The 15,023-nt window shown below is 43.2% G+C and carries 10 protein-coding genes; 6 read left to right on the top strand and 4 right to left on the bottom strand.

The window, feature by feature from the left end; genetic code table 11:
* Window positions 1–58: 58 nt before the first annotated feature.
* The 4 genes from OKW21_RS18745 (at window position 59) to OKW21_RS18730 (ending at window position 2,829) form a co-directional block, all read left to right on the top strand.
* A complete protein-coding gene (locus OKW21_RS18745; RefSeq protein WP_277482024.1) occupies window positions 59–373 on the top strand; it encodes a hypothetical protein in 315 nt (104 codons plus the stop codon).
* Between the two features lie 518 nt (window positions 374–891).
* Complete coding sequence (locus tag OKW21_RS18740) at window positions 892–1,779, top strand: hypothetical protein (RefSeq protein WP_277482021.1); 888 nt, start codon at window positions 892–894, stop codon at window positions 1,777–1,779.
* A 59-nt stretch (window positions 1,780–1,838) separates the two neighbouring features.
* Complete coding sequence (locus OKW21_RS18735; RefSeq protein WP_277482017.1) at window positions 1,839–2,261, top strand: hypothetical protein; 423 nt, start codon at window positions 1,839–1,841, stop codon at window positions 2,259–2,261.
* Window positions 2,262–2,433: 172 nt separating this feature from the next.
* The gene (locus OKW21_RS18730; RefSeq protein WP_277482014.1) at window positions 2,434–2,829 is read left to right on the top strand and encodes an iron chaperone; all 396 of its coding nucleotides are present in this window, start codon (window positions 2,434–2,436) and stop codon (window positions 2,827–2,829) included.
* A gap of 67 nt (window positions 2,830–2,896) precedes the next feature.
* Here OKW21_RS18730 and ggt read toward each other — a convergent pair whose 3' ends face one another.
* The 3 genes from ggt to OKW21_RS18715 are packed head-to-tail and all read right to left on the bottom strand — an operon-like array spanning window position 2,897 to window position 9,358.
* A complete protein-coding gene (gene ggt / locus OKW21_RS18725) occupies window positions 2,897–4,612 on the bottom strand; it encodes a gamma-glutamyltransferase (protein WP_420870115.1) in 1,716 nt (571 codons plus the stop codon).
* 10 nt (window positions 4,613–4,622) lie between these two features.
* Window positions 4,623–6,068, bottom strand: a complete 1,446-nt coding sequence (locus OKW21_RS18720; RefSeq protein WP_277482011.1) for a SusD/RagB family nutrient-binding outer membrane lipoprotein — start codon at window positions 6,066–6,068, stop codon at window positions 4,623–4,625.
* A gap of 20 nt (window positions 6,069–6,088) precedes the next feature.
* On the bottom strand, window positions 6,089–9,358 hold the full coding sequence (locus tag OKW21_RS18715; protein WP_277482008.1) for a SusC/RagA family TonB-linked outer membrane protein: 3,270 nt from the start codon (window positions 9,356–9,358) through the stop codon (window positions 6,089–6,091).
* 501 nt (window positions 9,359–9,859) lie between these two features.
* Here OKW21_RS18715 and murI point away from each other — a divergent pair.
* Window positions 9,860–10,696 (top strand): glutamate racemase, encoded by an 837-nt coding sequence (gene murI, locus OKW21_RS18710; protein ID WP_277482006.1) that lies wholly within the window; start codon window positions 9,860–9,862, stop codon window positions 10,694–10,696.
* Between the two features lie 158 nt (window positions 10,697–10,854).
* Here murI and OKW21_RS18705 read toward each other — a convergent pair whose 3' ends face one another.
* On the bottom strand, window positions 10,855–11,730 hold the full coding sequence (locus OKW21_RS18705) for an AraC family transcriptional regulator (RefSeq protein WP_277482005.1): 876 nt from the start codon (window positions 11,728–11,730) through the stop codon (window positions 10,855–10,857).
* Between the two features lie 298 nt (window positions 11,731–12,028).
* Between OKW21_RS18705 and OKW21_RS18700 the strand changes: the two genes are divergently transcribed.
* Window positions 12,029–15,010 (top strand): SusC/RagA family TonB-linked outer membrane protein, encoded by a 2,982-nt coding sequence (locus tag OKW21_RS18700; RefSeq protein WP_277482002.1) that lies wholly within the window; start codon window positions 12,029–12,031, stop codon window positions 15,008–15,010.
* The last annotated feature ends 13 nt before the right edge of the window (window positions 15,011–15,023 follow it).

The following is a 15,023-nucleotide window of genomic DNA, read 5'->3' as shown; positions in this document are numbered from 1 at the left end:
CTTCCGGCCTGCTCACCAGTCCTGCTATGACTGGATTATTGTGTATATAGTTTAGCTTTTGATCAAGAAAATTACTGCTAATGAGTTGCTTGGCGTGGTAACCTTCCTGCCAAACAATATAATCCTTACCTCTCTGGGTACGCTGTATTATCTTTTCATAAAGTCATCCCGCAGCAAGGCGGAGGGATCTTTTCCATGCAGAGAAAGGATGCTTCCCTGCGGTCAGCATGACATTGTAGAGAAAAGTTTAGTCCTTTCTGTTGATTCACATAAATTTGAAGTAAAAGAAAAAGCCAGTTGCCATGTATGTAGAAGCAGGCATTATTTTGATGGAAGCCGGGAGGCTGAAAATGAGTTCTTCATGCGAACTTAGTTCTACTGAAAAGCCGCAAAACTTACCTTTACAGAAAATCACTGCCAATGTAATGCCGCACACGGACTGAATGACTCATTTCAAAAGCCATGCAGTGCCGCAAGCCCACTAAAACACTTGGATGAGAGGTGATGTAGCGCTGCAAGTCCATTGAATCACTTGATTCAGTGAAGAAACAGTAATGCAACAGCATTGAATGAAGTGATTTAGTGGACAAACGGTGCTGCGGGTGTACTGAATATGTAAGTTCAGCGGACATGTAGCACTACAGATGTACTGAATCAGTCGTTTCAATGGACATGCAGCAGTGTTTTGCCATTTTTCTTACCCAATTAAAGGAAAATCACCTCATTCTTACCACTCTAAAAAAGGCGCCAAGCAGAAAAATGAGCTACGCTAAAAATGCGCTTTTGCCGGGATTGGTAAAATTTTGAAATTGCTGTATCTTTTTGGGAGTAAAGAGTACAACTTAAAAGAAGGTTATTTAGGAGGAAAAAAACAATATCAAAGCAAGTACAATGAAAATAGATGCTTCATTAATATACCCCTTCATAATATTAATTGTTACTATTATTGCAGCTATAGCAGCATTTTGGTCAAATGTACAGAGTAATAGGCAATTAAACAGAATGGAAGAGTATGATTCTTTGAATCTAAAATTAGGTAAAGAGATCAAGTATTTATCTGACATAAACAACCAAATCTCAACCCGTATTGATACTATTGTAGCTGAAAACCGTTCTCTCACCCAACACAACATTCAGCTTACAAATAAAGCAAATGAATTGATTGAAGAAGTTGAAAAGCTAACAACTACTTCAAATGAATTAATTAAAAAAGCTTCAGCAGAAAATGCTTTAACTGGTATTCTTGATTTTCAATATGATAAACCCTTAGAGGATAGTGAAACTTTGATAGTCCGAGCTGGAGGTGTAGAAGTCGGTAATAATGTTAGAAGTCTTAAGAGTAATAATCCCCCAGGATATATTAGTATTGGTGGTCGTGATCTAATTCCTATTAAGATAGTTGATGGAAAATTAAAAGTGAGTATAACGATATATGATATATATGGTAATTTGATAGTTGAAATTGAAAATAATGTTTGGTATAGATATGCAAATAATAGCGGTAAGTTTAACTATGATTCAAAAGGATTTGAAGTAGTGGATAATCAAGGATTAACAGCTTTGAGTATAAACCTAGATTCAAGAACAGAAGTAAGTATTGAAGGATACTTTTATGATAGAAAAACGGGTAATATATATATTTATGGAGGAAATAGATTCCAGGCAATACCCATTTTCCGTCCTGCCAAAAACATTATTGAAAAAATAGAGAAAGCAAATATTAGACAGATGTTTGAATACTCAGGCAATAATTGGATTGGAAAAAGAAGAACTGAATAAAAATATGTCTTCTCCTTCAACTTTAGTGAAGCATAACTTGTGACCAACAAAACAAACATATGCTTTTGCAGCAACTGATAGATTTGAGAGATTTTTTCTTTAACATGCTTAGCAAACGAAATGGCACAGCTTATGCAAAAAAGAAGTACCAGACTATGCTTATGCTTATATTCTCCAGCTACTACATGGCTTTATCACTTATCATTGCGGTACTGCAATACAAAGCAGGCATTGCTGTCTCACCTTTCATAAAAGAAAACCTCTTCATTCAACTTATTGTAGGCATATTAATTTTTGCTCCCTATTACTATGCTTTTAAGCTCCTTTTCAGGAAGATGGCAAAATATCCAATGGATAAGCATATGTCTACAGAAAAGTATAAAGGATTAAGAAAGAAGGCCTGGTGGATATCAATGGTTGGAATTGCCTTGATAGTACTCGTACCCTGGAGCTTGGACAGGCTTATTCCTGCTTTCAAATAGCTTGATGCTCTTACTTTGCCTTAATCTAAGGAAAGTGTAGAAGAGGTCCATTCCAAAGTTTAAGTTTCAAACTACTCTACCTTATTGGATAGCATTCGCTATTTTCATCAAAATCTTCTAAATTGATGAGATCGCAACAATAAGCCCAACAACCAAACTATTTAATCTGCCCATGAAAAGTGAGAAAACCAAGCCCGAAACTATAGACGAATACATTGCTGATTTTCCGCAGGATATACAGGAAGTTTTAGAAAAAGTGAGGGCAACTATTCATAAAGCTGCACCGGAGGCTGAAGAAGCTATCTCTTATCAGATACCTACTTTCAAAATGAACGGAAAGAACCTGGTGCATTTTTCTGCTTATAAAAATCATATTGGTTTTTATCCGGGCGCTTCCGGTATAGAAGCCTTTAAAAGAAAACTCGTAGAGTATAAATTTGCCAAAGGCTCGGTACAGTTTCCTTTAGGCCGTGCTTTACCCTATGAGCTGATCAGCGAAATTGTGCGCTACCGGGTGAAAGAGAATCAAGAAAAGGCAGAAGCTAAAGCAAAGACCAAGAAGAAATAAGAAAATCCACCCGGAAAAATTTTATGTTGATTTTGCCGGGTGGGAAAATTACTGTATCAGGTAAAACTTAGTAACCTACGGCATGCCCGTCTTTGCGACTTTCTGAGGCACCGTAATACACTCCATTTTTTGCATCATACATGATAGACTGATAACCTCCGAAACCATCGGGGCGTCCGTATTGCACATCATGTCCTTTCTTGATTAGCTCACGCACCACCATAGGAGAGAAGCCTTCCTCTATATAGACCGTCCCTCCATCGGTCATAATTGAGCCTGTTGGCTGAGAAGATCCGGAATGATTGATACGGGGTGCGTCACCTGCTTCCTGTATGTTCATGCCAAAGTCTATCATATTGATCAGAATCTGTGCGTGACCCTGAGGTTGTATAGCGCCTCCCATAAGGCCAAAGCTCATGAAAGGCTTTCCATCTTTGGTGACGAAAGCAGGGATGATCGTATGAAAAGGACGCTTGTTAGGTGCATATACATTGAAATGGTCTTCGTCCTGCACATTGAAGAGCTGCCCCCGGTTTTGCAGGCCGAAGCCTAATCCGGTAGGCACCATGCCGCTACCCATACCCGCATAATTGCTCTGGATCAGCGAAACCATATTGCCATCTTTGTCGGCCACCGTGAGGTAAATGGTGTGGCTTTGATTGAGCTCACCGGCGTCCAGTTTTTCTGCTGCCCTGTCGGGATCAATAAGCTTTCTTCTCTCATCCGCATAGGCTTTAGAGATAAGCTGATCTACCGGAATCTCATTGAAGTCCGGGTCAGCATAGTATTTTGCCCGGTCTTCATAAGCCAGTTTTTTAGCCTCAACAAAGTGGTGCATATAGTCGGTACTGCCGAAGCCCATACCCTTGATGTCGTAGGGTTCCAGCAGGTTAAGGATTTGCAGGGCTGCAATTCCCTGACCGTTAGGGGGAAGCTCCCACACATCGTATCCACGATAATTGGTAGATACCGGATCAATCCACTCTGAAGTATGATCTCTGAGGTCTTCGTAGGAGAGAAAGCCGCCATTCTCTTTCATATACTTATCAATGGTACGGGCGACCTCTCCCTCGTAGAATGCGTCACGACCTCCTTCGGCTATCTTTTCCAGCGTACTGGCCAGGTCGGGATTTTTGAAAACTTCACCTTTGTGAGGTGCTCTGCCATCTATGGTAAAAGTCTCTTTAAAGCCAGGATACGCAATGCGGCGAGCTACTTCTCTGGCCCAGCGGGCAGCGATGATCTCCGTAACCGGGTAGCCCTGCTTTGCATAATTGATGGCGGGCTGAAGAATCTCACGCATTGGCATGCTACCCATCCGTTCGTGCATAGTAAACCAGCCATCCACACAGCCGGGAACTGAAACGGATAAAGGTCCCAGATAAGGTATGAAGTCCAGACCTTTCTCCTGAAAGTAAGAGAGCTTGAGGCTTTTGGGTGAACGGCCACTGGCATTCAAGCCGTATAGTTCTTCATTCTTGGCATCCCAGATGATGGCAAAGAGGTCTCCGCCGATGCCATTGCCAGTGGGTTCAACAAGCCCCATCACCGCATTGGCGGCTATGGCAGCATCTACCGCATTTCCGCCCTGCTTCAAAATATCAATAGCGACCTGTCCTGCCAACGGCTGACTGGTAGCTGCCATCCCATTTTGGGCTATCGTTTCCGAGCGGGTAGTCCAGGCCTCGCCTACACTTCGTTGTGCACGGATTTCAGAAAAAGCAAATAGCGTGATAATGGTAAAACATAAGGTCAGGCTTAGGTAGTGTTTGCTTAAAATCATTGGATGTATATTAAAGATTATTAATCGGTGTCTTAACAAAGATTCCAGGGATATCCTCTGGTGCGCTCGTATTAGAGTTGATTTCCGCCTGGCTGTAAATAAAGCGCTCAGGCAACGCATTACCCGCATTAGGTGGAGGCTGTACTCCCAGCCCTTCCGATCTGCTCCTGCGAATATCGTTGAAACCGTTGATCTGTCCGAAGAAGGCAATATATCGCTCCATGAGAATTTCATTGAGTAAGGCTTCTTCAGCACTAACTCCCTGTGGATTCAACATTCCGCCTGCCTCCAGATCAGCAGCTTCATAAGGCAAGTACATGGCGCTATATTCTTCTGTCTGATAGGCGGGGTTCAGGTAACCTCCCTCGTTCATAAAACTACGATAATCGTTTAATGCCTCCAAACCGGCATTCAGTCCCAGCGTTCTGAGCGCTGACTCAGCCAGGCTGAGCAAATTCTCCTGATAAGTGACCAGCGGATAAGAGGCATCTACGGCGAAGATACCTCCGAAAGCATTTGTGCCTTCAGTATTGGGCGTGATATTGGCCGGATCATCTATATTTTTGAAATAGTAATTGAAACGAGCTTCTTCATCGGTTTTCGCATTGCCACGATAGAGAGGATTGGTCGGGTCTAATATTTGTGTGATGTATGTACCGCTGGCATCAATATCTCCGGAGCGGCCCCCTTCAAGAAAGGAATGGTAAAGGTTTTCATTCTGTCCGGCAGTACCGCCATGAGGAGCCAGCAGAGAGTTTCCCAGGCTACTGATGCCCAGCATAGCTTCTTCATAAGCCAATTGATATTGTCTGGACTCCAGGTAATAGCGGGCTTTCAGGCTATGTGCCACTTCCAGCCATTTTGCTCCATCTCCGCCAAAATATATTTCCGCGACATCAATAGAGCCTTTACCTGTTTCCAGGTCCAGAATGGCGTCATCCAGAAGGTTTTGTAAGCCAGTGTAAACATCCGCTTGGGCATCAAAAGCAGGGTTGGGAAATTCACTGGTGTTATCTGCCTGTGAGAAGGGAATGTCCCCAAAAACCGCAGTAGCAGTGCCTAGAATGTTGGCCTGGATTACCCTGGTAATACCCATCACCAGGCGGTTGTCAATCGCAGTAGCTTTATCAATGATCAGGTTGCCATTGCCAATAATATTGGCATAAATCTTCTCCCAGCTCTGGTCAAATGAGTCTCCGTCAATGATGTAGGAATTGATAGCTGAGTGCTGACGGTCAGCGCCGTGCAGATAGCCTGACCAGATGCTTGCCACTCGTGCCGCGTGACCTGATTGTACCGCTATATTCGCTACCTCAATACCGGTGAGCATGAGTGAGAGAGAGGCATCCGTAGGATTGTTGGGATTATCATTTACGCCTTCCACGATATCTTCACAGGCGGTAATAGTTATAAAGCTGAGCAGTAAGCAGAGTGTTTTATATAGTCTGTTCATCATCTTGTTCAGTTGAAAGGGGATTAGTAATTAATGATAAGAGAAACGAGGTAGGACTTGGATCCCGGTGTATTGAAGTAGTCCATGTTCTTGGTAAAGAAACTTCCTCCCAGATTAGTATCAGGGTCAATGCCCACCACATCTGTCCACAGAAACAGGTTTCTTCCGCTGAGCGAGATCTCTACAGATTTCAGTCTGGTGGCTTCCTGAAAGCCGGGTGTCTGCAGGCGGTAGCTCAGCGATACTTTGCGTAGCCTGGTCCAGCTACCATCAGAGATAAACTGTTGGTTGACAGGACCGAACCCGCTACCCAGATCAGTGTAGAAACTTTGGTCCAGTAATACTGGTCCACCTCCCCAGTCGGTAATATTACCTCTGACGGTACTTCCTGCCGGAATGGTTTCACCGGCATAGTTTTGTAAGTCTTGGGCTAAAGTTACCTCATTTCCGGTATCGGCATGGGTGCCAAAATTATACATTACCCCACGGGTACCATTGTGAAAATCCGCTCCCTGATTTGTTTCAAAGAGAAAATCCAGAGTGAAGTTTTTGAAAGATAGCGTACTTCCCAGACCACCCCGCCAGTCAGGGTTGGGATCTCCGATCACACCACTTTGTGTGGCTACGGTAGGGAAATTATTCTCGTCCAGAATCAGGTTGCCTTCCGTATCTTCGGCAAACTTACCTCCCCAGATCACACCCAGGGGCTGTCCTACTACCGCACGGGAGTCAGCTCTTCCTTCACGACCTTCCAGAAAAAGGGATTCTGTTCCTGCCAGGCTGAGCACTTTATTTCTGTTGCGGTTGAAGTTTGCGTATACACTCCAGAGCAGTTGTGGTGTGCTGATGACATCTATATTGACATCAATCTCAATACCTTTGTTCTCCAGTGAGGCGGCATTGGTGTATTGGGTTGAAAAACCTACCGAAGGTGCCAGCGTAACCGGAATAAGCATGTCTACTACCTTGTTCTGGTAGTAAGTAAAACTGGTATTCAGCCTGTCGTTGAAAAATCTGAGGTCGGTACCGATTTCATATTCAGTCTTTCTTTCCGGCTTCAACTCACTATCACCCTGCTCGGTACTTCTTAAGAAAGCGCCTTCACCAAACTGTGCTCCGTTCAGGTTATCCCCAAAAGGCGAATTAGAAAAGGTAGCCGGTACAAAGACGGTAGTGGTACGGTAAGGAAGCGGCTGAATACCAACAATACCATAAGCCAACCTCAACTTACCAAAGGATAGAAAGTTAAGCTTGTCCAGCGCATTCAGATTCGTAAACTGCCAGGCGAGATCGGCTGAAGGGTAATAGAAAGTTTTGTCAGATTCATCTCCAAAAGTAGAGGAAGTTTCCGCCGCTCCGGATATGTTTAGATATAGGGCGTCAAAAGCTGAGAAATTCGCAGTAGCATAAAGCCTTGAAGTACGGATCTCCCGCTTCTCATTAGAGGGAAAACGGTCAGATACTACTGCATTGGAAAAGCTGATGGGACCGTCATCAATCAGAAAGTTATTGATCTGGGTAGAAGTATTGTAATAGTTTCTGCTGTTCAGATTAAAACCTACTGTATATGTAGCTCCAAAGTTCGTCCCGATGGTCTGGAAAAACCTAGTGATCAGGTCAAGATTAAGTTCACTTTCTTTGGTGATCTGCTCGGTAAAAGTACCATTACCCCGGTTAGCGGAGTCATTGATAGGGAAGTAGTTAATTTTCTCATCGGTATAACTGTCAATCCCTCCCCGGGCAATGATGTGAAACCAGTCTGCAGGAGTTATTTTAAACTGTGTGCTGTTGATAAAACGGTTGACCAGGGTTGAGTTTTCCTGTTCATTGATTGGCCAAAGCGGGTTATTGTAAATAGGGTAAGGATCATTACCCAGGTAACGCCTGTACGATCGCTGACGGAGAATAGGACTGGCATTTTCATTGGCGTAGTAGTATCCTTTGTAGTCACGTACATTAAAGTCAGGTGGATTGCGCAGCAAGCCCAGCATGGAACCGGAAGTGTTGTTTCCCTGCTGAATCCGGTCAGCCAGGCTGTTGATGTAGGCCGTATTGCTCTGAACTTCAACCACTGAATTGAAGGTGTGCTGTAAATTAGATCGTATCGTAGTACGGCGGTACTGGCTGTTGCCCTGCTGTATGCCTTTTTGATTAAAGTTACCCAGGCTGAAATAATAAGTAGTTTTATCATCTCCGCCGCTGACATTCAGATTATTGTCAAAATAGAAGCCATCGCCAAATATTGCGTCATAGTTATCGTCCACAAACTCTTCCTGAGAATTTCTTTCCAGGATAGGGTAGTAGCGGGTGCCGCCCAGGGCTTCAAAGAACGCTCCACTTTCGTCAACTAAGTCATTGCCACCTGACCTTTCCGAGATCTTATCACCATAGGAACGGGAATCGGTAGGATCGTATTCGCCATTGCTACCTTGTCCGAACTTATTCTGACGGGGATGGAATTTGTTAATCCTGTCCAGCGAAAAAGTAGTACTGTAGCTGATGTTGATCTTATCACTTTTCTTCCCCTGTTTGGTGGTGATGTTAATCACACCATTGGCAGCTCTTGAACCCCAGAGCGCTGCCGCTGCTGCTCCTTTCAGGATGGTCATGGAAGCGATGTCGTTGGGGTTGATGTCATTGAGTCGCGACTGCTGTTTCACTCCACCTCCACCGGAGCTATTGCCTTCCAGCGTGTTGCTAATGGGAATACCATCAATCACAATCAGTGGTTGCGTATTACCGGCAATTGTACTCATTCCCCTGATCTGGATGAATGAGCCAGCACCCGGATCGGAGCTTTGCTGAGTGATCTGTACACCCGAAGCTTTACCTGATATGGCATTGATCAGCCCGGTTTCTCCGGAGGAAGCGAGCTGCTGCCCTTCCACTACTGACTGGGTGGAACCCTGTATATCAGCATCTTCTTCAAACCCCAGGGCGGATACGATGACCTCAGAGAGCTGCTTGGTGTCTGAAGAGAGCGTAACATTGAGCGCTGACTTACTTCCGAGAGCCACTTCTTTGGAAAGATAACCGATAAAGGAGAAGATCAGCGTGGGGTTTTCCTGGGTGACCGATAGTTTGTATGCCCCATTAATGTTGGTGATCGTCCCTTTTTCTGTATCCTTGACCAAAACATTTACCCCGGGGATAGGGTCACCGTTAGTGTCTGTGACCGTTCCGCTGACCGGCCGACTACTTTGTGCCAGGAGTGAATTGTGATAAGGAAGAAGAAGAAATCCCAGCAAGACAAAAAATCCTGCTGCGTGAAGCTTAGGTAGAGAAAATTTCATAAATTACCATGTTTATAATGAACAATGATCCCCTTATATGCTTGCAGGCATATGTCTTACAGGGGAGAATGCTAGAAAGCGAAGGTGTTGCAGCACTTTCGCTTTTTTATGAAGTCATCCGAAAAAAAGATTAAAGATTATAAGTAAGCAGCCATTAAGAGGGTGAATTATTTGGCTGTTTGCTCGTTTATTAACCGCTAAAGTAACTTTTATGAGATGAATAAAAAATATAATTCTATATTTTTATATAATATCAGAATTATATATTGAAATATTTGGATTAATGATAAGTATATACTAACAAATGTCTTGTAGAAATACTTGCGTATTATTGTATGTTAATTAGTTAATTCAATAATCAGTTTAACAGATAAACTAATTTTATAGTGTTTATTTAATTAAAGGTTTAAAATAGCAGAAAAGAAGACATATTTTTCATCAGCATTGGTTTGATAATTGTTGGTCAGATCGTGAATTTAAACTCAAACCACTGATTGCAGCTTGATTCCTCAGACACAGATACATGGCCCTATCGGTATTTTTGACTCCGGCTACGGAGGACTCACCATCTTTCGCGAAATTGTCAAAACGCTACCCCAGTACGATTATATTTACCTGGGCGATAATGCCCGTGTGCCGTACGGAATTCGTTCCTATGAGACGGTGTACCGTTACACCCTGGAATGCGTAAGACATCTTTTTGCTATGGGTTGTCGTTTGGTGATACTTGCCTGTAATACGGCTTCTGCCAAAGCGCTGCGTACCATACAGCAACGTGACCTGCCACTGATGGACCCCTATCGCCGGGTACTGGGTGTGATTCGTCCTACGACTGAGATCATTGGTACGCTTTCTCAAAGTGGTCATGTAGGCATACTGGCAACGGTCGGAACTGTAAAGTCTGAATCTTATATCATTGAGATCAACAAATTTTTTCCTCAGGTAAAAGTCTTTCAGGAAGCCTGCCCGATGTGGGTACCCTTGGTAGAAAATAATGAGCATACGTCGGGAGGGGCAGATTATTTTATACAGAAGCATCTGGACCAGTTGTTGGCTCAATCCTCACAGATTGATACCATCGCTTTGGCCTGTACGCATTACCCTCTGCTTAGCAGTAAGATAAGCAGGTATCTGCCGGAACATATCAGACTGCTTACGCAGGGCGAGATTGTTACGCATAGTTTATTAAGCTATCTGGAACACCACCCGGACCTGGAGGAACGATGCAGCAAAAACGGGCAGGTAGTTTTTTATACCACCGAGTCTACTGAGGATTTTGACAGTAAGGCAGCAATCTTTTTAGGGCATACCGTAGCTTCAAAACATCTGGAGTTGTAAAGTTTGGGGTTGATCGTGTTCTGGTGCTTAGGGTTATTACTGGATTGAACGGTTTTAAAACGCTATAGCAGATGACTATCACTTGATGTGAAGTATATCAAAATTTCATAGCTTTTAACCATAACACTATCGCTTCATAATACCTCAACTCTATCACCTTAATTATACTCTAGCTGGGCATACATCTTGAGGTAAGCAGTAGGAGACATTTTTTTCAATGATTTGAACTGCCGGTTGAAATTGGAAATATTATTATAACCAGACTCAAAACACACTTCAGCAATATTGTAACGGTGTTCCTGTAATAGTTTGCAGGCATAACCAATTCTGACCTCATTGAGATACTGGGTAAAGGTCTTTTTATTAATGCTTTTGAAATAACGGCTGAAAGCAGAAGGATTCATGCTGGCCAGTTCCGCTACTTTATCCAGCGTGATTTCCTGCTTAAAGTTATTCATGATGTACTCATATACCACTATAAGTTTGTGATGTTGCTTACTCTTAAAATTATCTACAAAGCCAGCACTTGAAAGCAAAGTCGCATGCGGGTAATTGGATAGCTCATGAAGGATATCTAGCAGGCGCATCACTTTTTCAAAACCTTCAAGATTATACATTTCGTTGATCTTATGTACTATATCCTCATTTCCTAACCCTTCAAATTTGATTCCTCGGCGGGCACGCTCGAACAAGTGCTTGATGCCAGAAAACTCAGGGATATTAAATAACCCTCCGGCGAAATTTTCACTAAAGTGAACCACATTAGCTTTTGCCTTTAACGTTGAATTATCAGCAAAGTAAGCTTTATCATTCAGCCAGAGATGGGGGAGGTTCTGGCCAAGCAATACAATCTCTCCGGGTGAAAATTTTTCAATGTTGTCACCCACGAATCGGGTACCGGTACTTTCCACTATGATTACCAGTTCCAGTTCAGGGTGGTAATGCCATTTTTTTAGGAAGCTTTTGTAGCAGTGCTTCTCTAAAGAAAAGGAACTGTCTTGGTGTATAGAGCGGCTTATCAGCTCGGCTTTCATAAGTTAAGGGTTTGCAGGATAGATTGAAATAGGCACAAAATTTACACAATAATCTGAGCTTTTTGTGCATTTATGATAAAAATAAGACGTTTTTTGCAAAAAAAGTATTGTACTAGGTAGAAAGTGTGGTAGTTATAGCAAAACTATTTGACTAATATTGTAATAGTTTTATTGATCTGTCTACTTCCGGTAGATTTGTATCAGCCTGAAACTTTTAACACAACAACCTATGACTATGACAAACTTATACTCCATTCAGGGGAGGAGACTATGCCTGTATACATTTATATTTTTATTTATGGCTGTCTCCGTAACCTATGCCCAGCAAAAAACGATAACCGGAAAAATCACTGATAGCGAAGGGGATGCTCTACCCGGAGTTACAGTATTGGAAAAAGGAACTACCAACGGAACTGTAACCAATGTTGAGGGAGATTACCGTATCAACCTCAGGGGTGAAGGCAGTAATGTGCTCGTGTTTTCTTCTATTGGTTACCTGTCACAGGAAGTAGAAGTAGGGAACAGAAATACGATTGATGTAAGCCTTGAGGTAGACACCAAACAATTAGAAGAAGTAGTAGTAGTGGGTTATGGTACCCAGAAAAGAGCTAATGTAACGGGCGCGATAGGCTCTATATCTTCTGAAAACCTTAATAATGTAACTACAGCTAACTCCGCCGGATTGATCCAGGGTAAAGTGGCCGGGGTAAGGGTAGAAAACGGTGGTGGTGCTCCAGGAGCCGGGGTTAATATCGTAATTCGTGGTTCGGGCACACTTGGTAATGATCAGCCGCTTTATGTTATTGATGGTAATATTACCAATTCCATGTCTTTCCTTAATCCCAACGATATAGAGTCGGTAGAGGTATTGAAAGATGCAGCCGCAGCGGCTATTTACGGAAACCGGGCCGCCAATGGAGTAATTATTGTGACTACCAAGCGAGGGTCTGCGGGTGAAACACAGATTAATTTTAGTTCAAAGTTCGGTACCCAGGGACCCACCAGCACGTTTGACTTTCTCAATGCCCGCCAATACGCTGACTATCGTAACCTTGCCAATGATAATGATGGTCAGCCCCGCGCATTAGCCAATGATGCAGAATTTGACCCCTCAGTAGATACTGACTGGCAGGATTTATCTATTAACCCTGCTCCTGTCACAGATTTAAATCTGAGTATATCCGGTGGAAATGAGAATACCACCTTTTATATCTCCAGCCAATATTTTGATCAGGAAGGGATAGTGGTAGATTCGGATTTCAAACGTTATAATTTCAGAGCTAACTCATCTTTTACCAAGGGTAGGTTCAAAATTGAAGAGTCATTGTCCTTGGCTCGGGAAGTAAACAACCCTAATACCTACTTTGGCAGAGAGCGTGGTGAACTGCCCACCATTCCGGTATATGATGAGACCAATGATGGCGGATTCGCAGGGATTGAGCCTGCTTACCATGGCGTGGCTAGAGGTATTAACTGGTATGGTTTGGCTAAACTTAATGATAACCGATATACTACAGATGGGATACTGGGGAATGTGAGTGCGCAGTACGAATTCATTGACGGACTTACCTATAAACTAAATGTAGGGATTGACTACACTGTAGCCCATAATTATAATTTTACTCCTACTTTCTTTTTCAGTACTTCTCAGGAAGCTTTCAATGATGTGGCCGACCTCAACGAAAATGTGGTTCGCAGCCTGGGAAGCTTGGTAGAGAATACACTGAATTATAATAAGGCTTTCGGGAAGCATAATATTGACTTGCTGGCTGGTTTCACCCAGCAGGTTGGCGAAAGCCGGAGTGTGGGTGCGCAGGTAACAGACTTCGCTACCAATGATTTGAGAGTGGTAGATGCAGCTAATGAAGAGATTAACTCTACGGGTAATTTGCAACAATATGCCCTTCAGTCTGTCCTGGGCAGGGTAAACTATAACTATGATGGCAAGTATCTGCTCAGCGCTACCATCCGTAGAGATGGCTCTTCCCGCTTCACTGAAGAAAACCGTTATGGTACCTTCCCTTCTATCTCACTGGGCTGGAGGGTTAGTGATGAAGCTTTCTTTCCCGAAGGTTTTGTCAGTGACTTAAAGCTAAGAGGTAGTTATGGTGAGTTGGGGTCCCAGAATATCGGTAATTATGTGACAATTACCGGCTTGAATATCTATACCGATTATTTCTTTGACGGTGGTCGTCAGTCAGGAACAGCCCTTACCAATTTTGCTAATCCTAATGTGGTCTGGGAGACAACCAAGACTACGGATATAGGTGCTGACATTGGCTTAATGGATGATAAAATCTCCATTACCCTGGATTACTTTAATAAACGTTCTGAAGATATTCTGACTGACCTTCCCATACCGGTGTATGGTGGGGTGGGGAGCTCAATTACTCAGAATGCCGCTACCATTGAAAACAGAGGCTTTGAATTTTCCGGAACCTATAACCATCTTCCCGTAGGCAACGGCCTTCAGTTTAGTGTTACGGCTAACTTCACAGTATTGGATAATGAAGTAATCAAATTGGGTGAGGGTGTAAGCCCAATCTCAGGAGGAGGCTTCACTCAACAATCGCTGGTGGCTACCCGTACTGAGGCAGGTTACCCTCTGGGAAGTTTTTACGGACATGTGGTAGAAGGAATTTACCAGACCCAGGAAGAAATAAACGCTGACGGACGTGCCAATGCCCAACTGGGAGACCTCAACTTTGTTGATTTGGATGAGGATGGAAATATTGACAATGATGACAGAACATTTTTAGGAGATCCTATTCCTGATTTTGAGTACGGAATGATCTTTAATGCAACCTACAAAAACTTCAATTTAAGTATGTTTTTACAGGGAGTTGAAGGAGTAGATATCTGGAATGCCAAGAAATTTCAGTTCATATTTGATGATGGGGGTAATAAAATTACCGATGTGCTGGACGCCTGGACTCCCGAAAACACAAATACAAATATCCCGCGGGCCACTGTGATTGATCCTGCGAATAATAAGCGCTCTTCTTCTTTCTATGTGGAAGATGGCTCTTACCTCCGCCTGAAGAGTATACAGCTGAGCTACGATTTACCTTCTTTGCTTACTGATAAAATAGGCATAGGAAACGCCAGGGTAAGTATCAGTGGACAAAACTTGCTGACCCTCACGCAGTACAGCGGCTATGACCCTGAAATAGGAAGGAATAGCGGTACCAAAGCTACCGGTTTGTTTGGCGCTGGCGTGGATGTGGAAGCTTATCCCCAGGCCCGTAGCGTATTTTTAGGTTTGGATATCTCTTTTTAAGCGTTAAAAACAT

It is taken from the genome of Catalinimonas alkaloidigena, from assembly GCF_029504655.1.
GTDB lineage: Bacteria > Bacteroidota > Bacteroidia > Cytophagales > Cyclobacteriaceae > Catalinimonas > Catalinimonas alkaloidigena.
The sequence above is the reverse complement of the archived record's forward strand: the minus strand, read 5'-3'. Positions and strand labels throughout refer to the sequence as shown.

What these genes read in the sequence shown, in the direction of transcription:
- OKW21_RS18740 (WP_277482021.1), top strand. Translation starts at nt 892, where the DNA reads ATGAAAATAGATGCTTCATTAATATACCCCTTCATAATATTAATTGTT.
- OKW21_RS18735 (WP_277482017.1), top strand. Translation starts at nt 1,839, where the DNA reads ATGCTTTTGCAGCAACTGATAGATTTGAGAGATTTTTTCTTTAACATG.
- OKW21_RS18730 (WP_277482014.1), top strand. Translation starts at nt 2,434, where the DNA reads ATGAAAAGTGAGAAAACCAAGCCCGAAACTATAGACGAATACATTGCT.
- ggt (WP_420870115.1), bottom strand. Translation starts at nt 4,612, where the DNA reads ATGATTTTAAGCAAACACTACCTAAGCCTGACCTTATGTTTTACCATT.
- OKW21_RS18720 (WP_277482011.1), bottom strand. Translation starts at nt 6,068, where the DNA reads ATGATGAACAGACTATATAAAACACTCTGCTTACTGCTCAGCTTTATA.
- OKW21_RS18715 (WP_277482008.1), bottom strand. Translation starts at nt 9,358, where the DNA reads ATGAAATTTTCTCTACCTAAGCTTCACGCAGCAGGATTTTTTGTCTTG.
- OKW21_RS18705 (WP_277482005.1), bottom strand. Translation starts at nt 11,730, where the DNA reads ATGAAAGCCGAGCTGATAAGCCGCTCTATACACCAAGACAGTTCCTTT.
- OKW21_RS18700 (WP_277482002.1), top strand. Translation starts at nt 12,029, where the DNA reads ATGGCTGTCTCCGTAACCTATGCCCAGCAAAAAACGATAACCGGAAAA.